General features: G+C 58.8%; 15 protein-coding genes. 3 read left to right on the forward strand and 12 right to left on the reverse strand.

All coding sequences use genetic code 11. The features are described from left to right. Window positions 1–54: 54 nt before the first annotated feature. Window positions 55–552: a DUF2141 domain-containing protein gene (locus tag ED21_RS04880; protein WP_006832730.1), complete on the forward strand. Its 498-nt coding sequence runs from the start codon at window positions 55–57 to the stop codon at window positions 550–552. On the opposite strand, the gene ED21_RS04885 is transcribed toward ED21_RS04880, so the two are convergent. Next, the gene (locus ED21_RS04885; RefSeq protein WP_006832731.1) at window positions 543–1,451 is read right to left on the reverse strand and encodes a hypothetical protein; all 909 of its coding nucleotides are present in this window, start codon (window positions 1,449–1,451) and stop codon (window positions 543–545) included. The two genes, ED21_RS04880 and ED21_RS04885, sit on opposite strands and share 10 nt — an antisense overlap. After that, window positions 1,448–2,476 carry a diacylglycerol kinase family protein gene (locus ED21_RS04890; protein ID WP_006832732.1) on the reverse strand — a complete coding sequence of 343 codons (1,029 nt, stop codon included), beginning with the start codon at window positions 2,474–2,476 and terminating at the stop codon, window positions 1,448–1,450. The genes ED21_RS04885 and ED21_RS04890 overlap by 4 nt, the downstream gene beginning before the upstream one ends. 334 nt (window positions 2,477–2,810) lie before the next feature. Between ED21_RS04890 and ED21_RS15325 the strand changes: the two genes are divergently transcribed. Then, window positions 2,811–2,975, forward strand: a complete 165-nt coding sequence (locus ED21_RS15325) for a hypothetical protein (protein WP_006832733.1) — start codon at window positions 2,811–2,813, stop codon at window positions 2,973–2,975. 577 nt (window positions 2,976–3,552) lie between these two features. Here ED21_RS15325 and ED21_RS04895 read toward each other — a convergent pair. From ED21_RS04895 to ED21_RS15590, 3 genes are read right to left on the reverse strand one after another with little or no spacing between them, the layout of a single operon-like run. Then, entirely contained in the window at window positions 3,553–4,542 is a 990-nt protein-coding gene (locus tag ED21_RS04895) for a chemotaxis protein CheB (RefSeq protein WP_006832734.1), read from the reverse strand. 4 nt (window positions 4,543–4,546) lie between these two features. Continuing rightward, window positions 4,547–8,992, reverse strand: a complete 4,446-nt coding sequence (locus ED21_RS04900; protein ID WP_233995705.1) for a chemotaxis protein CheB — start codon at window positions 8,990–8,992, stop codon at window positions 4,547–4,549. A gap of 9 nt (window positions 8,993–9,001) precedes the next feature. Continuing rightward, complete coding sequence (locus ED21_RS15590; protein WP_006832736.1) at window positions 9,002–9,691, reverse strand: Crp/Fnr family transcriptional regulator; 690 nt, start codon at window positions 9,689–9,691, stop codon at window positions 9,002–9,004. Window positions 9,692–10,120: 429 nt separating this feature from the next. Here ED21_RS15590 and ED21_RS15595 point away from each other — a divergent pair, with 429 nt between their 5' ends. Further along, the gene (locus ED21_RS15595) at window positions 10,121–10,318 is read left to right on the forward strand and encodes a response regulator (RefSeq protein ID WP_006832737.1); all 198 of its coding nucleotides are present in this window, start codon (window positions 10,121–10,123) and stop codon (window positions 10,316–10,318) included. Between the two features lie 461 nt (window positions 10,319–10,779). Here the strand turns inward: ED21_RS15595 and ED21_RS04915 are convergent, their stop codons facing one another. From ED21_RS04915 to ED21_RS04950, 7 genes are read right to left on the reverse strand one after another with little or no spacing between them, the layout of a single operon-like run. Beyond that, the gene (locus ED21_RS04915; protein ID WP_006832738.1) at window positions 10,780–11,514 is read right to left on the reverse strand and encodes a M48 family metallopeptidase; all 735 of its coding nucleotides are present in this window, start codon (window positions 11,512–11,514) and stop codon (window positions 10,780–10,782) included. 3 nt (window positions 11,515–11,517) lie between these two features. Beyond that, on the reverse strand, window positions 11,518–14,775 hold the full coding sequence (locus ED21_RS04920) for a type I restriction endonuclease subunit R (RefSeq protein ID WP_006832739.1): 3,258 nt from the start codon (window positions 14,773–14,775) through the stop codon (window positions 11,518–11,520). Next, the gene (locus ED21_RS04925) at window positions 14,772–15,611 is read right to left on the reverse strand and encodes a DUF3800 domain-containing protein (RefSeq protein ID WP_006832740.1); all 840 of its coding nucleotides are present in this window, start codon (window positions 15,609–15,611) and stop codon (window positions 14,772–14,774) included. The genes ED21_RS04920 and ED21_RS04925 overlap by 4 nt, the downstream gene beginning before the upstream one ends. Continuing rightward, window positions 15,608–16,762: a restriction endonuclease subunit S gene (locus ED21_RS14640; RefSeq protein ID WP_050784715.1), complete on the reverse strand. Its 1,155-nt coding sequence runs from the start codon at window positions 16,760–16,762 to the stop codon at window positions 15,608–15,610. The genes ED21_RS04925 and ED21_RS14640 overlap by 4 nt, the downstream gene beginning before the upstream one ends. Next, window positions 16,755–17,798 (reverse strand): virulence RhuM family protein, encoded by a 1,044-nt coding sequence (locus ED21_RS04940; protein WP_006832742.1) that lies wholly within the window; start codon window positions 17,796–17,798, stop codon window positions 16,755–16,757. The genes ED21_RS14640 and ED21_RS04940 overlap by 8 nt, the downstream gene beginning before the upstream one ends. Next, the gene (locus ED21_RS04945; RefSeq protein WP_006832743.1) at window positions 17,798–19,351 is read right to left on the reverse strand and encodes a type I restriction-modification system subunit M; all 1,554 of its coding nucleotides are present in this window, start codon (window positions 19,349–19,351) and stop codon (window positions 17,798–17,800) included. The genes ED21_RS04940 and ED21_RS04945 overlap by 1 nt, the downstream gene beginning before the upstream one ends. 2 nt (window positions 19,352–19,353) lie before the next feature. Further along, window positions 19,354–19,860 carry a hypothetical protein gene (locus ED21_RS04950; protein WP_006832744.1) on the reverse strand — a complete coding sequence of 169 codons (507 nt, stop codon included), beginning with the start codon at window positions 19,858–19,860 and terminating at the stop codon, window positions 19,354–19,356. Window positions 19,861–19,926 lie beyond the last annotated feature (66 nt).

The raw sequence follows: 19,926 nt of genomic DNA on the forward strand, positions 1-19,926 counted from the left end.
CGAAGAGGCGCGCCTGGATGAGCGCGCAGACGAAAGATTAACGGGGCATTCGACATGAAACGCAAGATTGCAGCTATCACCGCGGGCGCAGCGCTGGCCATTACCGGCCTTGCAATGACCGTTCCGGCGCAGGCCCAGTACCGCGAGAAGATCTCACACGATCCCGGCAAGTGCGCGGCGGGCAAGGGTCCCGCCGTCCTGGTTTCGGTCACTGATATCAAGGAAAGCATGGGCACGATCCGCATCCAGTCCTACCGCGCCACCAAGGCCGACTGGCTGGAGAAGGGCCGCTGGATCTACCGCATGGAGGCACCGGCCAAGGCGGGCACGATGCGCTTCTGCATGCCGCTGCCCAAGGCAGGCCATTATGGCATCGCGGTGCGGCACGATCTCGACGGTGACGGGGAAACCGATATCTTCGGCGACGGCGGCGCGATGTCAAACAATCCCAGCATCAATATCTTCAACCTCGGCAAGCCGAGCTACAAAAAGGTCGGCTTCGACGTCGGCAGCGGGGTCGAGAGCATCTCGATCCGGATGCGCTACCGCTGAGCCTGGTCGCTGCGGCGTTTCGCGCGCCATAGGTCCCAGGCCGCACCGGGCATGGCGAGCAGGGGGTGTTTCTCCCGGAACGGCGTGACTTCGAGCGCGATGCCCGTGTGCCGCTCCAGCTTCCACGCGCCGTAGCGCGCGGCGCCCTCGAAGGTCGTGGTGGCCTTGGCGAGGCGCAGGATATTGAGCGCCTTGCCCATCCGCTCGCGCCGCTTCCACGCCTCGGCAGTCCGGGCGCGAGCCGCAGGATCGAGCCGTGGCTCCAGCATCCTCCCATCCCTCTCGAACGCGATACCCTCCGCCTGCCAGGCTAGCGGCAGCAAGCCTTCGAAATGGCCTGCGTTGACCGAGAGGATCGAATCCTCGCGACCCGGTTTCTCCACCCGGAACTCCGCGCGATAGGTGGCCTGGAAAAGCGCCCGCCAATAGGCTTCGGCCGGCCCTTTTTCCGGCCCGAGGACCGCCGCGAAACGCGAAGCGGTGCGCGCCGCCTGCGCCACTGCGCTCAAGGTCTGCTTGCGGGCGTCCTCGCCGTTGGCCCAGATCAGCGCGCTGGGCTGGACGAAGCGTGTCCAGATCGTCGTGTCGCGACTTTCCCCGCGCGCGGCCTCGGCGAATTTCGCAAGGCTTATGGTCGCGATCTTTGCGCGCAGCACCTCGCCCTCGCGTTCCCATTCGCGGTAGCTCACGCGCGGCCAGATCCTTTCCTGCTGGGGGCCTGGCAGGAGGACATAGAAATCGAGCACGCCTTCGAGCGAACCGGTGCGCAAATTGGAACCGTAGAACAAAACCGCGCAGGCCCCGGCCTCCTCGCCCAGCTTGCGCGCATATTCGGCTACCTCGGGGTGGATTTCGCGCGCGAGGCTCGCCGCGACCCTCTCTTGGAGCGTCTCGCTCACCCGGCGACGAAAGTCAGCGGCGCGCCCTGTTCGACGCGGTAGCTGCCGCCCGGAAAATGCTCGCCATCGAGGATGAATTGCGAATCGAGCGTGATCGCGAAGCCTTCGACCGACAAATGGTGCAGCCCCGCTGACTTCAGCCAGCGCGGATGCCAGCCGGCAAGGATTGCCGGGACCGAGAACAGCACCCGGCGGCGTGGGTGGTCGAGAACCAGCATGCGAATATCGCCCTGCCCCTTGCCGAACAGCTTGATGTCGAGCGGCATGGTGGTGAGCGTGGAGGCAAGCACGATATTGCGCCGCGCCGGGTCGCCGTGGCGCGAGTGCGGCAAGGGCTCGCCGGAAGGCAGGTATTCGAGTTCCATCCGTGCGCCGCGCCGCCACATGTTGTCGTCGCTCCCGAAGAGCGCCTGCAACACGCCCCAGGCGCTGGTCATCCCCACGGCGAGCGAGTTGAAAAAGCCGATCTTGTGGGCGTCCTGCCCGGCATCCACACCGAGCGTGAAGGCGCCTGCACCCATGATGAAGCCGAGGATGGGCGGCTCTTCGTCATCGACCTTGCTCACGGCAAGCGGACGGCGCTGGATCCGCCGGCCCTGAGTGCGATCTTCGAAAGCCGCGATCGCATCGGCCAGCGACCAGTCGCGCGGGCTGCCGAGATCGACGTTGAGCGCGTTGGTCTTGCCGCGAGGGAGCACCGCCAGTTCCGGCCAGTTTTCACCAAAGGCGGCTTGCCCCATGGTGAGGACGTCGCGCACCGTGCCGTCGCCGCCGCTGATAACGAGGAATTCGGTCCCGGCTGCGGCGAAATCGGCGAGCGCCAGCGCGATGTCACGCCGGGTTTCGGGCCGCACGATAGTGACATCGGAACGGTTGCCGAAATCGGGCTCGCGCCCCTTGTTGTGGTGGCTGCGCGCGCTGAAGACCACGCCGATGCGCATCGCGTGCCCGGGGCCCTTCGCACCCGCACGCCTTGCGCCGGTCCGTTCGGGAAGATCGTCGAACTGGTAGATCTTGCGCTCCATGATTGGCTCTTGGCGCGGGTCTAAGCGGTTTCGGCGGCTTTGGCGAGGGCGCGGTGGGTAATATGGCGCGCCCGACGTGAAAGTGATGGGCACTATCATCGTTGGCAAATTCGAGTTCCCCTATCGTCTTAACGACAGCTTTGCGCCCTCGTAGTGACCGTAGCGAGCATTCACCACTTTACCAAAAAGCACATCAGAATGGCTCAAGCTCGCGCCAAGGCGATCGGCTCCAGGCCTTCTCGCGATCAGAAGGAATGCGAGGGGCTATTCGCCATTTGATCCTCCAATTGCTGGTCAGGCACTTAGAGTGCCGGTAGGCGGGGGTAACGAAGCAATGGCTCGCGCAAAAGCAGATTTGCAGGGTGCGATTCTTTTCGATCGTCAGGGACCGATGAATTCTTCTCAGGTCACTGCGATCTACTACGACTGCCCCGATGAAATATCGGAGCAGTCGATTGAGCCGGGCTTCGCCTCAGAACGCGACCATGTCGGTCATTGAAAGATCGGCCATTGAAAGACTGCCTAGATGACTACGTTCTGGAAGTTTCCGCATGGGCAAACGGGTGGGAACCAAACCCAACGCATGAAGGGGAGGGGTGGACCATTCTCCTTGGTTCGCATTTCGCCTTGCACGATCCACGGATTGCTGCCGAGTACCTAGCGGAATGCCTTCCTTCAGCCACCGTTCGCATGGTTCGCAATGGCGGAACAATGCTGGCCTGGTCTCACCCCGACCTCATCGCCGAAGCTATCTGTCGACGGTACCGGCGGTCGCCCCTCCATGACCAACCCTAATACCATCGATTGTCTGGATTGGTTCGCATCAGCCCGTTGCTACGCTTAGGTGCGGCACCCGTCGTGAGGAGCAACAGTTCTGTCGATATCCGAAGCGTGAGAAAGCGCGCATTTCAGACTTGGGGATACCCCAGAAGGAAGAATCCCACGATATCGGCAGACTCCTGGACTGTGCAAGCCAGTCTACCGCCTGCTGCAAATTCGGATTGCGGGGCGAAGGCGATCACGTCCTGCAATTCGAACGGCTTGAAAACGACGACCAGTCTCGTTGGCGAGTGTGCTCAGCTTGAAGCTACGACAGGATTGCGGTCCTTGATAAGCGCTTCCAGCAAGGCGCAATCTCTCTCGTAACCTTGTGCACGCTCGGTCCAGTGATCTTTGTTCGTCGCATCACGTTTGGCGAGGTTGCGAACGAAATTGGCTCTTTCCCGGCACGCCCTGAGGCTGTCGAACAAGCTTCTCTCCAACATTTCGTCCTGTTGTCTTTCCAATGATCGGCTGGTGTAGGCATGGCCGGTGTGGCAGCGGTATCGCGTTAGCGGTCCGTCCGAAATCTCCCAAAGCACACCGTTGCAATCGGGGCAGTTATAGGGAGTAAGTTCTCCAAGACTTTCTTCGCTTGCCATGCTGGCCTTCTCCAGTCCGGCGATCATCATTTCCAACTTGACTTCCCGGTCGACTTCGCGGTGTGGTCCCGTCTCTTCGCATACCGTTTGCGATAACCTCGCTCCGAGGTCTTTTGCCGCAAAAATCGCGTCCGGCTCTCCCACCGCGCTGATCGTGGCACGCGGCATGTCGGGGGACATCGCTTCTGCGGGATCCTGCACCATTACCTTGCCCCCGATGCCCTGAATAGCGCGAGCTCCGGCTGCGCCATCGTCCAGGTAGCCCGACAAGATTACCCCTACCGCGCGGGTTGAACCGAAAACAGCAAGGCTGCGGAACAACGGATCTATCGCCGGCCTGAAATTGTTTTCGCGCGGTCCGTGGCGCAAGTGGATGTGGTTCTCGCCGATCATCATGTGACGGTCGGGGCGGGCGATATAGAGGCAGTTTGCCCGCATCGGCTCGCAATCGTCCGGTTCGCAAACTTCCAGCTTGGAAACTCGCTGAATGATAGATTTCAAATGCTGGGATTCGTTGGAGCGGTGAACAACAAGAAAGACAGTGGCGTCATCCTCCGGGTCGAATGATCCGAGCAGATCGATGAGCGCGGGAATCGCCCCGGCGCTACCGCCTATGCCGATCAGATTCCGCCGCCGTGTGGTCATTGTACTATTCCATCATTTCCTGCCGCGACACAAGGCGCGCAGCATTGGCCAACAAAGCGTTGGCACTCGCGGGTTTCGGGACAACTATGTCCTGTTCGAACCCGTTGGGAAGGTCGGTATTGGAACCGTACCCGGTTACGAAAAGGATCGGCACCGCAGCCTCCTTGAGCTTTTTCGCGAGTGGCAGAACGGTATCATCCTCAGCCAGAGAGAAGTCCAGGATTGCCAGATCGATGGCTTCGGCCTCCTCGGCCATGGCATCCGAAAGGGATAAGAAAGGCCCCACAATTTCGGCCCCCACGGCGGAGAAGACTTCGGCGTGCTGCTCTGCAATCAGCCATTCGTCGTCGAGCACGAGGATGCGTTTTCCGTCGAGACAATCATGGGAGACGTACTCGCCGTTCGTCTGCTCGGGCGTTTCGGTAGCAGTGGGGGGCAGAACATTCGGTAACCGAATGATGGCCTTTAGCTCCATCCCCTTCGCTTTCCAGGAAGTCGTCGTTTCCGCCGACAATTGACGCTTGACGATCTGGCCCAAGACCTTCGTGCCAAAACCGGTCTTCGTTGGCTTCTTGACATGCGGTCCGCCCGATTCCGTCCAGACCAAGTGCAAGTCGTCTCCGTCGCCCCTTCGCCAACTGATCTCGACATGCCCTTCGGGCACTGAAAGCGCACCGTACTTATGAGCATTGGTGTTCAACTCATGGAAGAACATCGAAAGTGCCTGGGCCGCGCTGGGTGCGATGGGCACATTTGGCCCGGATACCGAAACCTGATTTTTGCCTGCCTGCTTCACCACCTCGTCGACAACGAGCGAGCGTAGGTCGGTTCCCGTCCACCGCGCGTCGGCCAAGAGGCTGTGGGTGCGGGCCATCGCATCCAGCCGGGCACGGAAATCCGATTTGAAGGACTCAAGGTCGCGACTAGAACGCGAGGTGATTTCGGCAATCGAAAGAATAATCGCGAGCAGGTTTTTGACGCGGTGATCGAGTTCACGCATCATGAACTCGCTCCGCTCTTCGCTCTTCTTGCGTTCCGTCACATCTGCATTGATGCCGAGTACAGTCGAGCGGCCATCCTGCTGGAGACGCTCTCCCTTGCCCAGCAGCCAGATCATTTCCCCGTCCGGGCGGATGAAGCGGAACTCTTCGTCGAACGGAACGCCGCGGGATACGGTCGCGGCGAGAGCTTCTTCGACCCTCTCGCGATCGTCCGGAGCAATGCGTGCAAAAAAGCTACCGGCATCGGGACGCGTTTTCACGCTCTCGATGCCGATCATCGCGCGGAGGCGCTGGTCCCATGTCACCTCGCCGGTTTCGACGTCCATGGTCCAAAGGCCCATTTCTGCAACGCCCATCGCGAGTGACTGGATCAGCCTTTCTCGAGACAGGTAATTTTCGCGCGTTGTCTGCATCACCGTCATCGAGATGATGTTCGAAACCGCTTCCAGGATCGCAAGGTCTTCCTCGTCAAATGCGTCCGGCTCGCGGTTGTGCAGGCCGATCACGCCCCAAGGCTTTCCGCCGACGGTAATCAGAGTGCTGATGCCAGAACGCACGGCATGATCGGTTAGGAGTGTGGGTCCTTCGAAACGCTTTTCTTCCAAAAGATCGCCCACGAGGACCGAATGCTCTTCGAGAAGGGTGTAGCCAGCCTGACTGTGGCGCCCACTTTCGACACGCGCGCTGCCGACGCAGCCAGAATTCCAGCCAGCTCCGGCAGAGACGAAAAAGCTCTCATCTTTCTCGATCTGTAGAACTTTCGAAAAATCACAATTCATGGCCTCGCGGAGCGAGCCACATACCTCGTCGAAGAATTCTCCGAGATCACGTGTCGCGAGTGCCTTCTGGCTGAGGTCCGCGACAATGCGCGCCTGGCGTTCCCGTGCAGCAAGCATACGCGAAGTGTTCGCCTGCTCGGTAATGTCGGTGAAAGTAGCAACTACGCCGCCGATTTTCTCCTCGGCCGTGCGATAAGGCTGAAGCCGCCGTAGATAGATCCGATCGTCCTTACCGGAAATCTCACGTTCGACAGGCTGCAGGGTGTCGAGCACGCCTCGAGCCTCCTTGGCGAGGTCTGGATCATCAATCTTCGTGGCAAGCTCGCTGAACGGTCTACCGATGTCGCCGTCGCGCAATTCAATGAGGCCTCTCATCGAAGCGGTAAAACTCGAGATATTGAGGTCCTGATCGAGAAACAGGACCGGAAGCCTGGTTGAGGCGAAAAGGTTGCGGAGGTCGTCGGTCGCCTTCTCGACTTCGAAAATCTTGTCTTCGAGCTGATGGTTTACAGTAACCAGCTCTTCGTTGAGAGACTGCAGTTCTTCGCGACTGGTTTCGAGTTCCTCGTTTGCCGATTGAAGCTCCTCGTTGGAGGCCATGGCCTCTTCGTGGCTTGCCTTCAGCTCTTCGTTCGATGTCTCGAGCTCTTCAACGGTGGTCTGCAAATCCTCGCGTACGATCTCGAGTTCGTTTTCCAAATGACGGACATAGTCGTCGTCATCGGTTTCCGGTACATCGCCTGGCTTTTGACTGGCGCTGACTTCGACAAAAGTGACGAGATAGCGAGCGTCGTCACCTTCCTCGTCCACCTTGGTGCAATCCACACGCACCGATTGATCGCGATCGGGGAAACGTACTGCCACACCCCGGCCGTCGGGATTTTCACCCATCGCGCGGCGGCGCACCGCATCGCGTACCCGCGCCCTCAACGGTGCGGGTAGGATGTCGTAGATATTGTTGGTTGGCTCGCCCTCGGGCGTATCCACGAAACGGCGTACGGGTCCGACGTAATGGTGAATGTTGCCATTGGTGTCGATGACGACCCCGGCCGGCGCATAGCGTTCCAGCAGCGAACGGCGAACCTGCTCACCAAGGTCGCTGGCTTTCTCACGCCTGCTCTTTTGGAGGAAGCGCTGGATTTCATTGGCCCCCATATCGGCATTGTTACGCGCAGAAAACTGGGCAACCGAACGACCGGCCTTACGCTGGTAGATGTGCGCCTTTGCGGCAATCGTCCTGAATTCCCGCGATTGAGAAGACACGGTCTCGGATGTGCCGAGCATCAGGTAGCCGTTTTCCCTCAAGGCAAAATGGAATGTCTCGATCAGTTGCTTCTGATGGGCCGCATCCAGATAGATCATCAGATTGCGGCATGAGACGAGTTCGAGGCGCGAAAACGGCGGATCGGCGAGAAGGTTCTGCTGCGCGAAAACCACGCGTTCACGCAGCCGCTTTTCCACACGATAGTGCTTGCCTTCCTGGCGGAAGCACTCGCGGAGCCGCTCGGCCGTGAGATCCGCTGCAATGCTGTGTGGGTATATCCCCTCACGGCCCTGCGCGATGGCATCTTCATCGAGGTCGGTAGCGAAAATCTGCCAATCGCATGACTTTGACTTCTTCGCACAATGCTCTTCGAACAGGATAGCGAGGGTGTATGCTTCTTCACCGCTCGAACAGGCCGGAACCCATATGCGGATCGGTTCGTCGCCTGCCGCTTCGATTAACGGGGCAATGATAGTCTCTTCGACCTGTGGCCAGACCTCTGCATCGCGGAAGAAGCTGGTCACATTGATCAGCATGTCGTCAGCGAGCTGGCGCAGCTCGTTGGCATCCGATCGCAGGTGGTCGGTATATTCTGAAAGGTTAGCGAACCGCAGTAGGTTCATCCGGCGGCGGATACGCCTTCCGATCGTACCGCCCTTGTAGGCGCTAAAATCATACTTGAGGCGCGCCTTTATCAACGCCAGCACGCCTTTCAGGTCGGCCTGGCTGAAGCCCTTGTCACCTTCCTTCTCGGTCCGCTCCGCATATTTGACGATCGATCTCGAAATCTCGGAAATTGTCCCGACCTCATCGGCATTGTCGCTGTCGATCGCCGCCTGAGGCATGCCATCGTAAAGCGCGGTTTCCGGTGACTGGGCAAAGGTGAGCCCTCCTGCGCCTTTGATTGCACGCAATCCCAAAGTTCCGTCGCTTCCAGTGCCGGAAAGGATTACTCCTACCGATTGGGAACCCGCGGTCTCGGCGAGCGAACGCATGAAGTAGTCGATCGGCATACGCGAACCGCGAGGGTGCTGGGGCGTGTCCACGAACAGGCCATGATCGACGATCCGCAAGTATCGGTTTGGCGGCAAGACATAGATATGACCGGGATCGACGGACATATCCTCTTCGGCTTCCACACAGGGTAAGTTCGCCGATCGCGAGAGGATGCTGACAAGCTGGCTCTCGTAGTCGGGCGCGAGATGCTGCAGGATGACAAAGCTGGCTTTGGTACCCGAAGGTATGCACTCGACCAGCGACTTGAGCGCCTCGATCCCGCCGGCGGATGCGCCAACAGCCACAATCGGATACTTGAATACCGACATAATGCCTTTCTGCCCCCTATGCGCGCCGGCCAGCCTAAACCCGTTTGCGCTTGCAAAACCCGATTGGATAGTCCCGGTCAAGGCCAGGCTTCATTTGCGGCCGCCACTATGGAAAAAGCTGCGATATGAGAGGCTTTCGCGCACTTTGGTAGCATCCGTCAGACGGATCGAGCGATTATTGCGCTCGACAATACCATCTTCTTCGAGTCGAGAGAATGTCCGGCTGATATGAACTGGCGTGACGCCCAGCAGGTCGGCGAGTTCTTGCTGTATAAACGGCATTGGAATTCGGTCGTCTACAAAGCCCGCCGTCGCGAACTCGTCGTAAAGATCGAGAAGAACCACCAGCAAGCTTTCTGTAGCGCTTAACGAAATCAGGGCACGGACACGCTGCGTCACACGCATGGTCCGGGCCAGTTCATGGCGCTTGATAATCGAGGCCAGCCCCGGTTTATCGTCGAGAAGGGCCTCAAGCTTGCGCGCATCTAATATCGTCGCGACCGAATGCGCCTTGAAGAGGATGTCGTCCTGTTCCTCGAATGCGCTTAAGCGCGACCAGTTGCAAATTGCACCGGGACCAAAAAAATCGGCAATGTGCCGCTGACCGTTCGGCAATATCTCGAACTTGAACGCAAAGCCCTGTTGCAAGATGAACAGGTTCGACAAATGCCCCCGGTCGGACCAACTCGGCTGATCATTGGGGAACGTTTTCTGACCGACGATGATATCAGACAGGTCGTCGCGCAGAAAACGGCCGGAAAAATTTCCGAGGCGCTGCACGAGTAATTCGAGTGGGTCACAAGCAACGGCCTCCGGACGCCCGAAAGGCGCTGAGTTTGATCTGCCAATAGTTTGGTTTTGTCCCATACCGAAAAAACCGATGAGCGGGGGCCATGTTCCGAATGACTTCCTTGCCTGATGGATAGCTAGTCCTACTCGGCTACCGACAAAAAAGGCGAATGGCCCGCATGGAGGAGCGGAACCCAAATGGCACAGGTCGCGACTTTCAGTGGGACAGGTCGACGCCATTCGCCAAGTTAGGATGCAACAAATTTCGAGCTCGTTCGATAACAAAGGTTTAGTCGGATTGATTGTGACAGGTCGCATAACATTTGTTATCTGACGGCTATTGCCGGAAGGAGCTATTAGCTGGGGGAGAGAGGGGCGGCGACTTTTTGCGACCCTGGCGCCGCCGTTGTGGGATCTAGGGTGGCCGGAAAACCGAGAATCTTCGACGAGGACGAGCCGCTCATTCTGATGGACTTGATCGACACTCTCAACGAGGTCGGCTTCAAGACCTTCGAAGCGAGTTGCGCGAAAGAGGCCGTCGAGATTATGGGACGCCGACCGGAAGACATTAGCCTCTTGATAACAGACATCAATCTTGGCGCAGGACCGAGCGAGTGATAAATTGCTGAAAAACTCTGCGGGGGTTCTCCGGAGGCACCGATCATTTTTGCGGCCGGTGACAGCTTTCATGATCGGGAGAGGCTCGCACTCGCGAACAGTCCTCTTCTTGTAAAAGCCTTGTCTCCAAAAAATGATGCTCCGCGCAGTGAAGAATGTCATCACCTATACAGTGGGCTGACCGGCCGTTCCGCGTGAACTCAGATCGATACCAGACTGTCCGGTTACGGCCCGATAGCTTCTATTCGGCGCCCATCAGATTCCTGCCGGGCGAATCCGAGAATCCCAAAATTCTGCAGATTTTCGCCAATGGCGCACCCGACAGGATTCGAACCTGTGGCCTCTGCCTTCGGAGGACAGCACCTAATTCCGGAAATGGCGGAAAACGGCGATGTCTGCCCTTTCAATACGCGGAACAATACAAGAATACAACGTGAATATCTGCAAATTTCACCGGAGTTTCACCGGAGAACCGGTGCGTCGAAAAGCTCCGGCGCGAGCTTCTCCAGCGCCCTTTTACGCTTTCTCCAGTCCGGCATCTTCTCAGTGAGGTGAGCAATGAAAGCCGCTCCATGATCGCCATATCCAACGTGCGCGAGTTCGTGAGCGACAACGTAATCGATCAGCGGTGGCGAGACCTGCACGAGTGATCGGTTGAGAATCAATGTATGGGTCGCCGAGATATAAGATCCCCAGCGCATCTTGATTGGCCTGATGAGAAGGTTGGGCTTTCGCTCTACCTCCTTGCGAAAACTGGGCAGACATCTTTCGACCGCGGCAGGCAAGTGGTGTCGAGCCTCCTTCATATACCATCTAACCAAGCGATTGCGGATGCGACCGGCTTCGTTCGGTTGGATGGCACCCACGATTATGCGCGACCCTTCGCGCACCACCCCCACCCTCTCTGGATCCACCCGCAGCCGATACTGCTGGCCGAGATGAAGGAATGTTTCACCTGGCTTGAACTGCCTCGCAGTTGCCTCAATACTCCTAGTCGAGAACTCGGCCTGCTTATCGAGGATCCAGCCAGCTTTTTTTCGAACGCGACTTTCGATGTCGGCGAAATCCGCCTTCTCGGGTGCGCTGACCACAACCGCTTGATCGGGCGAAACCGAGATTCCCATGGTCTTTCGCGGCGAGCGACGCAGCTGGAAACGTATCAGTTCCCCACCGATCTCGATTACGTGCTGTTCCATTGATTAGCGAGCCGCCTGGCGTTTCGCGATCGCGATGGCGGCGTCCATCAGGCTGTCCATCGCTTCGACAGAAAAACCGTAAAGGCCTCGCGCGCCCTTGATGTGGTCGAACAGGTAGTCGTCCATATCCTGCCGCATTGCGTTTTCGGCATTCGGATCGGTCGTCCAGCCGACACGTTTGTGGCGCTCAATGATCGACGCAAATTCGACAGCGATCTCCTCGGAAATCTCGGTAGACTGCTCGCCCGCCAATTCTCCGACAGCATCCCGTGCTTGGCCGTAGATCGCACTGCCCAACGGATCTCCGCGGAGCGATGCGGGCGTTTCCTCCGTTTTCGCCCGCGATCCCTCTACTACCTGCTCCCGGATTTCGTGGGCCTTCGCCAGATAATCCTTCTCGCTCAGGCGACCCTCGCGAAACCCGTCTATGATGTCCTGCACCATCTTGGCGAAGCGCCGATACATCGCCGGGTCCTCATCCATTCGTTCGGTGATCGAACGCTGAGTGGCCGACGTAATGGCGTCGGCAACGCTGGCCGCCGTCCCCGTCTGCTCCTCGACAGTGCGCTTGAAATTCTCTTCGTCGAAAATGTCGACCGGCGGCACAATAGCCACCAGTTCCGTCGCATCGATGTGCTTGTCTAGCAGCGCACGGATCGACGCCTGATACCGCTTGTAGTCGTAATCCTCCTCGGCATCACCGTAACGCAGGCGAACCGCGCGCCGTAACGCCTCGAAGCGCTTCAGGTCCTGCTTGTAGTTCGCAATCACCCGGGGCTCCGTATTCTCTACGAATTGATCGGAGCCGAAGGCCGTCTGGAGGGTGCGAGCAAAATCGGACAGTCGATCATAGAAGCGCTTGCGGCGAAGCTCGTCGCGCAGGTGAAGCGCATAGGCTTCCGGATCGTAGTGATTGCCCACACCCTTGAAGAGGTCAAGCAAGGCCGCGTGCTTGTCCGGCAAGGTGTCGACCTCTTCACGGATCGACACCAGAGCTTGCGCAACGTCGCCCTCGTCATAGCCTTCGAAGGCGCTGTAAGCCGTCAGTGCCTGGTCAAGATCTTCGAGGATGCCGACGTAATCGACGATACGGCCGTGCTCCTTGTCATAGAGCGCGTCGCCATCCTCGTCCTTCTCCTCGCTGGAGAACAGCCGATTAACCCGCGCAATCGCCTGCAGCAGCTTATGGTCCCGCAAGTTCTTGGCGATGTAGAGCGTCTGGTTGCGGGGCGCATCGAAGCCGGTGAGCAGTTTGTCGACGACGATCAGAACATCCACCCCCACGCCATTCTTGAACGCGCGGATCGTGTCTTCCTCGTATTTGGCCAAGGGCTGCTTCGCCTCGACCTTCTTGATGAAGGACTGGACGATATCATCGTCATCGTCGCCGACGTCCTCGTGGCCGTCACGGTCGTCGCTCTTCGAGATGATGACGGCGCTTTCGACGATGCCAATCTCCTCGAGCATCTGGTGCAACAGCACGGCCTCGCGCTTGAATGGGGCGACGAGCTGCGCCTTGTAGGGCGTGCCCAACATCGTCCGCTCGAAATCCTCGCTTACGTCCTGGGCGACTTCGTTCAGCCACGGCTCCACGCCCTGGACGACCTGCGCGCGGGCGATGCGCTTCTTCAGGTCGGCCTTCTGACCATCGGTCAGATTACGCGTCTTGCGCTCGAACCACTTGTCTAGGTTCGCCTGCTGCGCCTCCATCTCAACGTGACGCCCTTCGTAAAGCAGCGGCACCACCGCCTTGTCCGCCACGGCCTGGTCGATCTTGTAATCGTGGATCAGCCCGCCGAAGCGGTCGAAGGTGCTTTTCTCACGCTTCAGAAGCGGGGTGCCGGTGAAGCCGATATAAGCCGCACCGGGCAGCACCTTCCGCATTTGGCGATGCAGGCTGTCGATGTCCTTCACCGTCTGGCTGCGGTGGCTTTCGTCGACCAGCACGAAGATATCGGTGTCGGGATCGGTGAAACTGCCTGCCGATTTCAGCCCGGCCTTGAACTTGTGAATCAGCGTCGTGATAACGGGGCGCTTGTCTTTCAGCATGCGGATCAAATCGCTACCTCGCGTCGCCTGCTGCGGTAGCTTGCCGGCATTACGGAAAGTTTGGGTAAGCTGACGGTCGAGATCGACACGGTCTGTCACCAGCACGAAGCGCGCCTTTCCGAACTCGCGTTCGATCGCGCCGGCCAGCATCACCATCGTCAGCGATTTGCCCGAACCCTGCGTGTGCCAGACCACGCCGCCCTTGCGGTGACCATCATCGTCGTGCTGGCGGACGCGTTCGAGCGAACGGCGCACGCCGAAATACTGCTGGTATCGCGCGACCTTCTTCACGCCGTTGTCGAACAGCGTGTAGCCGCGGACGATATCGAGAAGGCGGTCGGGGCGGCACAGGCTGATGAGCAAGCGGTCGAGCTGGTTGGGCAGACGTCCGCCCGCGCCCGGATCCATCAGGCCGTCATGCGTCCGGCGGTGGCGGTCGAAATCGATCCAGATCTTCGAGGCTTCGTCCGGGTCGAGCCCAGCATTGACGATCCGCTCGACCTGGCTGTCGGCGATCTCTTCCTCGCGCCAGAGCGACCAGAACTTAGACGGCGTGCCACTGGTGGCGTAGCGCGGATCGCTGTCGTTGGCGGCGATCAGCATTTGCGAGACGGTGAAGAGGCGCGGGATCTCGTCCGGCGCCTGATTACGAAGCTGCTGGCTGATGCCTTGCTGAGTCTCGATCGCGGAGCATTTCACCTCGATCACCACCAGTGGGATGCCGTTGACGAAGAGCACGATATCGGGTCGCCGCGTATCCTCGCGCCGCTCTCGGCGGACGGGAAACTCGGCGGTCATGTGGAACAGGTTGTTGGCGGGAGTGTCCCAGTCGATGAACTTGAGCTGCCGCCCGCGCTTCTCGCCATCGACTTCCACGTCGACGCTCTCGCCCAGCTTGAGCAGGTTCGTCACCCGCTCGTTTGCTGGCATCAGACCGATGGCGCGATCGCTGGCCGCTTCCTTCAGCTTTTCGATCAGTTCGCGCGCTGCATCGTCGGGAACGGCATGGGTCCTGCCGCGCTGGCGGATGCGATTGATCGCCACCATGCGCTCGGCAAGCACGTCCTCGAGGATGACCTGCTCCAGCCGACCACGCCTTTGCGCTTCTCCTTCAGCCCGGCTGACGTAGCGCCAGCCCAGCCGCGCCAGGGTCATGACGGCGGGCAGTTGCACGCCGCCTTCTTCGCTGGTGGAGAAGCGGGGGGAGGTCATAGCGCCCACTCGGGATGGCGGGCGCCTTTGTAGAAATCGACACAGGGCGCGTCTGGCGTCTGCCCGATTTTCACGCGGTGCGGCTCCAGAATGTCGATTAGGCTCTGATAATAGGCCTGCTCACCTTGATAAGCTTCGGCTTGCGACCTCAGTTCGAGGTGACGCCGATAGACATAGCAAATTGCGTCAGCGACCTGCACGAGAGATGAGTGATCCGACTTGATCGCGAAGGCCGTGTTTATGATCTGGTCAAAGCGGTCCTTTTTTGAGCGGGGCTGCCAGATGCGCTTCTTCCGCTTCGTCACACGGCATTGATAAAGACCGTCATACCAACCGTCGCACGCATAAAGACCGTCCGAAAGGTTCGCCATTTCCGCTTTGTTGTCGTCCATTATGACAACAGTCAGCCCTTTGCTGTTGGCCACTCCTTGCATCTTCTTCTGGACGAGGGCGCTTGTGAACATCCCGCCGGCGATCCAGTAGCTGTTGCCGAAAGGGTGTCCGTGACCCGCGGCTCTAGCCGCATCGAAGGCCTCGAAGGAGAGGGCTACACCGAAGATCTTGCCACCATTTGCGACCGCGAGCGCACAGACCTCGGTAAGGAAATCCTTTCGTTCTTGCGCATCAATCTGATTCCAAGCACCCTTTCCATTAATAAAGCGGCTAGTCTTCAAGTCTGCCCGGTTACCGGGGTGTTTGGCGAAAAGAGCTTCGAGTCTCGCATCGAAGTCTGCGGTCTTCTTGCGCAGTTTATATGCATCGACCATCAAACCGCACATGACGAATACGTCACCTTGATCACGTGCTCCGCTCTCATCGACATAGACAAACTTCATCGGTCGAGTGCCTCCCCTTTTTCCTCGCGGCGAGAAATCGAAGCTCGTTCATCTCCGGTGTCCGGAAGAAGTCGCTGCATCAACGAACGCTTTTTTATCTGAAGAAGTTCGCCCCTCCGGATCTCCGCGAGCCAATCGCTGTGAGCTGCATCTAAAGGCAATAAGAGGTTAGCTTGTTCGTCCTTGCTCGGGAGCGGCAGGGGCGCTCCTTGGACAACCTCCCAATCTGCTCGCGGCATTCGCGAGCCTGTTGGGCGATTAGCCTCTGCCGCGAACTCGTGTGTCTGGATTAGATGGAATAAGAAACGCTGCTCACAAACATCGCGGTCGGCGCGCAACACCCAAAATTCGGTCGATGCGAGGCCGGGCCTATCGGCGTAATGGAACTTGTTGAGATACGGTCGCAGCTTACAGTATAGGATATCCGCAGTCTGGAAAGTTGCCCGGGCGCCTTGCAATTCCTTTGTCGGGGTGGCGCCAATCAGGCGGCCGCTTTGACCCTCCACGTTATCGAGTTCGATTGATGTTGGGGCAGAATCTACGCTGGCCTTTTGACTGCTCCTCGCAACAAAATCTCCGAGCTCAGTCCTCGCTCCCGCGTGGTTCGAAGATAGTCGCTGGATGAGCGCGCGATATCTCCGGCCCTTTGCGCCTGCGAGGCGATGCGAAAGCAGGATCAGGCGTTCAATTTGGTCGAGCGCATCGGCAGTCTGTATTTGATCTAAAAACTCAGGCCACGAGACAGGGATCTCGAGAAACTCAGCCGGATACAAACGGAGGCGGTCTTCGGTTAGGCCATAAGAAAAAGCCCATAGCATGTAGAGACCGCGGTCTGACTTGAACCAGTGTTTGGCGAAACGCGGATCAACAGTATTTTTCGGACGCATAACGCCATACGCTGGGCTAACATTCGCCGCCTCATCTGCGAGACCCAAAGCGCCCTGCCACATCCGCATCATATTGTAGGCAATATCGCCTGGCTCAACGAGCAAATGCTCTTCGTCCTTCAGCGCACTATCCGTTTTGCGGTCGAGACTATCGCGGCGAACCAGACCGTCGTGCATGGTGACCGACATCAGCGGCAAGCCTGCGCGGCCCTTGCGCTTACTGTGCGTGAAATAGTGCGAGAGCTTCCGAGGTGCATCAGCCATTGCTGCCCCCATCTTTCCGCTTCGCGCCGATCCGCTTCACCGTCTGCGTCGCTTCGAGGAAATGCCGTTCGACAGCGCTCGGCGCTTCGATGGCGCGGGTGTGCCATTTGTCGTATTCAACGTCGGCCTTCTTCTTGGCGAGCTTTGCCGAGATACGACCCGCATTCGTCAGGATCTCGCGATCCGACAGCGACAGGAACTGGTCGAGCTTGGCGATCCAGTCCTTCATATACATCGGCTTGCGGTTCTCTGCCTGCAGTTCAGCAAATTCGAGATAGGCGGTGACGATGCGATTGAGCGCCTTGATCTCGTCTTCCTCGAGGTAGTTCTTCGCCACTCGCGCGTCGTCCTTGCGCGGCAGGTTGCCCCGGGTTTCGCCCGCCCAGCTGGTGAGGCCCATATGATCCTTCTGCGCATCGGCGCGGGCGTGGATAACCTCTGCCGCGGTATGGCCGTGAGCCGCCCAGTGCATCTTGTTCTGCACCGTCTGGAAGAAGGTCTGGCTGGTTTCCGCCTTCGGGTCGTAATCCACACTGAGCGCGTAGATATCGAGCACCTTGCGGTAGAACACCTTCTCCGACGAACGGATATCGCGAATGCGGGCGAGCAGTTCGTCGAAATAGTCGGCCTCGGGGTCCTTCAATCGCTCGTCATCCATGACGAAGCCCTTGACCAGATACTCCGACAGAGCATCCGCCGCCCAGCGCCGGAACTGCGCGCCGCGAGGGCTGCGCACCCGGAAACCAACGCCAAGGATGATGGGGAGGCTGTAGTGCGCAATTGAGCGCTTTACCTCACGTCCGCCCTCGGTTCGAACTTGTAAGTAATCGTTACAAGTTGCCTCCTCGCCGTATTCCTCGTCCTCGTAAATTGCCCGGATATGCTGGGTCACCGCCTGAGGCGTCACCTGATAGAGGTCCGCAATCTCCGCCTGGCTGAGCCAGACGTTGCCGTCTCGCGCCTGAAGCCGGATGACCGTCACACCGTCCTCAGTCTGATACTGGATCAGCTCTCCATTGCTTTTACGGTCTGCCATCAGAGGACGCCCAGCTCCTTGAGGTAGCCGTTCATCTTCTGGCGCGTTTCGGCCAGTTCCTTCTCCAGCTCCTCGATCTCGGCCTGGACCGCCGCGATGTCGATTTCCTCCTCGGGCTCGAAGGTGTCGACGTAGCGCGGAATGTTGAGGTTGTAGCCGTTCTCGGCGATCTGCTCGCGCGTGATGACACTGGCGTAGCGTTCGACATCCTCACGCGCGCGCCACGTATCGACGATCTTGTTCAGGTGATCCTTCGACAGCTCGTTTTGCTTCTTGCCCGGCACGAATTCGCGGCTGGCATCGATGAAGAGGACGTCATCGGCATCCTCGCGCGCGCCACCCTTTTCGCGGGCGCGGTCGAAGATTACCATGCAGACCGGAATGCCGGTCGAAGGAAAGAGTTGCGCGGGGAGGCCAACCACACCGTCGAGCAGGTTCTCCTCAATCAGCGCCTGCCTGATCTTGCCCTCGGCTCCGCTTCGGAAGAGCACACCATGCGGCGCGATGACAGCTACACGGCCTTCACGCGGCTTGGCGCTCTCGACCATGTGGCTGATGAACGCATAGTCCCCGCGGGACTTCGGCGGCACGCCGCGATGATAGCGGTTGAAGCGATCGTCGCCTGCAACCTCATGCCCCCATTTCTTGAGCGAGAAGGGCGGGTTGGCAATGATCCTGTCGAACCGCATCAGCGCGTCGCCATTGACGAACTTCGGATTGGTGAGCGTGTCGCCCCATTCGATCCGCGCATTGTCGAGCCCGTGGAGGAACATGTTCATCCGGGCGAGCGCCTGGGTCTGGTTCGTGGCCTCCTGTCCAAAAACCTGCGCATTTGCTTGGCTTGCATGTTCCTTGCCCTCGATACCGGCGACATATTCGGCCGCGCGGACCAACAAAGTGGATGAACCACAGGCTGGATCGAGGATCTTGTTGCCAGGTTGAGGATCGGCCAACCGCACCAGTAATTCCGAAACCTTGCGCGGCGTGAAGAACTCACCCGCCTTCTTGCCGGCGTCAGATGCGAAGCGGGAAATCAGGTAGATGTATGTCTCGCCAATTACATCCTCCGCATTATCCTCACCACCAAATCGGGAGGGCGAGAAATCGAGCGCAGGACGCGCGAAGTTGTCGAACAGATCCTTGATCCGTCGATTGCGATCCGCCGTTTCGCCAAGATTGGTTCGGCTGTTGTAGTCCGTTTCGCTTAGCACGCCTTCCAGTTTCGCGATGTTAGCTTGCTCGATTGCCTCTAGCGCAACATTAACCTGCTCGCCGATGTTGTCGGCGTTACGGTTCGGATAGAGATCGTGGAAACTCGAGCCTTCTGGGATCTGGAACCGGAAACGGGAAAGACGCCGTGCAACACGCTCACTGTCCCCCGCATACTGGTCTTCGGCAGCTTTCCTTTCGTCCGCCCAAAGGTCGCTTAGAAACTTCCAAAACAGAAAAACAAGGATGTAATCCTTATAAGCTGATGGATCGATCGTGCCGCGAAACGTATCGCAGGCATCCCACGCGGCTTTATTGACATCCGATTGCTTGATTGCGGGCACTACTAGTCCTCTCGTCCTGGGCCACTCAGGAATTGCGCGGCGGCTTGGGTCATCACTTCTTCGAATACGGTTTCTCTGCGAACGGCAATGCTTCGCTCGAGCTTTGCGATCTTCCGGCCAGCTACACCGGCTCGCACGAACATTTCAGCCGACTGCGGCGGAAATAGAGGCACCTCCAATCTTCGGAGTGCTGGTAGCGGAAGCCTGAATGCGTGACTTCCGACGCGATGGACTGCTAACTTGGACTGCGTGCTTTCGAGATTGAACCACAGCGACAGCGCGAGCGCTCCAATCTGGTCTGGGTGACGAAGCCTGATTACAGCCACGTCGAGCGAGGCATAAACAGGCAGGCCTTGAAACTTCGCTGCGGTAAAGACTGAGGTCCCATTCCGCTTACCCCTCAGCGAGATCAGGATGTCCGAATCTTCCAAGCGCGCATCCTCGCCAGCCGGAGCAACCGCTGCCAAATCTGTGCTGATAACCACCTGAGCGCCGACGTCGCCCACCATGACAGCCAGAGCGCCACAGCCAGACCGGTCGACTGAGATGCCACTGTATACTGAGGCTATAGACTC

Origin of the sequence: Erythrobacter sp. SD-21 (genome assembly GCF_000181515.1) — a bacterium.
GTDB lineage: Bacteria > Pseudomonadota > Alphaproteobacteria > Sphingomonadales > Sphingomonadaceae > Qipengyuania.

What these genes read in the sequence shown, in the direction of transcription:
- ED21_RS04880 (WP_006832730.1), top strand. Translation starts at nt 55, where the DNA reads ATGAAACGCAAGATTGCAGCTATCACCGCGGGCGCAGCGCTGGCCATT.
- ED21_RS04890 (WP_006832732.1), bottom strand. Translation starts at nt 2,476, where the DNA reads ATGGAGCGCAAGATCTACCAGTTCGACGATCTTCCCGAACGGACCGGC.
- ED21_RS15325 (WP_006832733.1), top strand. Translation starts at nt 2,811, where the DNA reads ATGGCTCGCGCAAAAGCAGATTTGCAGGGTGCGATTCTTTTCGATCGT.
- ED21_RS04895 (WP_006832734.1), bottom strand. Translation starts at nt 4,542, where the DNA reads ATGACCACACGGCGGCGGAATCTGATCGGCATAGGCGGTAGCGCCGGG.
- ED21_RS04915 (WP_006832738.1), bottom strand. Translation starts at nt 11,514, where the DNA reads ATGGAACAGCACGTAATCGAGATCGGTGGGGAACTGATACGTTTCCAG.
- ED21_RS04920 (WP_006832739.1), bottom strand. Translation starts at nt 14,775, where the DNA reads ATGACCTCCCCCCGCTTCTCCACCAGCGAAGAAGGCGGCGTGCAACTG.
- ED21_RS04925 (WP_006832740.1), bottom strand. Translation starts at nt 15,611, where the DNA reads ATGAAGTTTGTCTATGTCGATGAGAGCGGAGCACGTGATCAAGGTGAC.
- ED21_RS14640 (WP_050784715.1), bottom strand. Translation starts at nt 16,762, where the DNA reads ATGGCTGATGCACCTCGGAAGCTCTCGCACTATTTCACGCACAGTAAG.
- ED21_RS04940 (WP_006832742.1), bottom strand. Translation starts at nt 17,798, where the DNA reads ATGGCAGACCGTAAAAGCAATGGAGAGCTGATCCAGTATCAGACTGAG.
- ED21_RS04950 (WP_006832744.1), bottom strand. Translation starts at nt 19,860, where the DNA reads ATGGTGGGCGACGTCGGCGCTCAGGTGGTTATCAGCACAGATTTGGCA.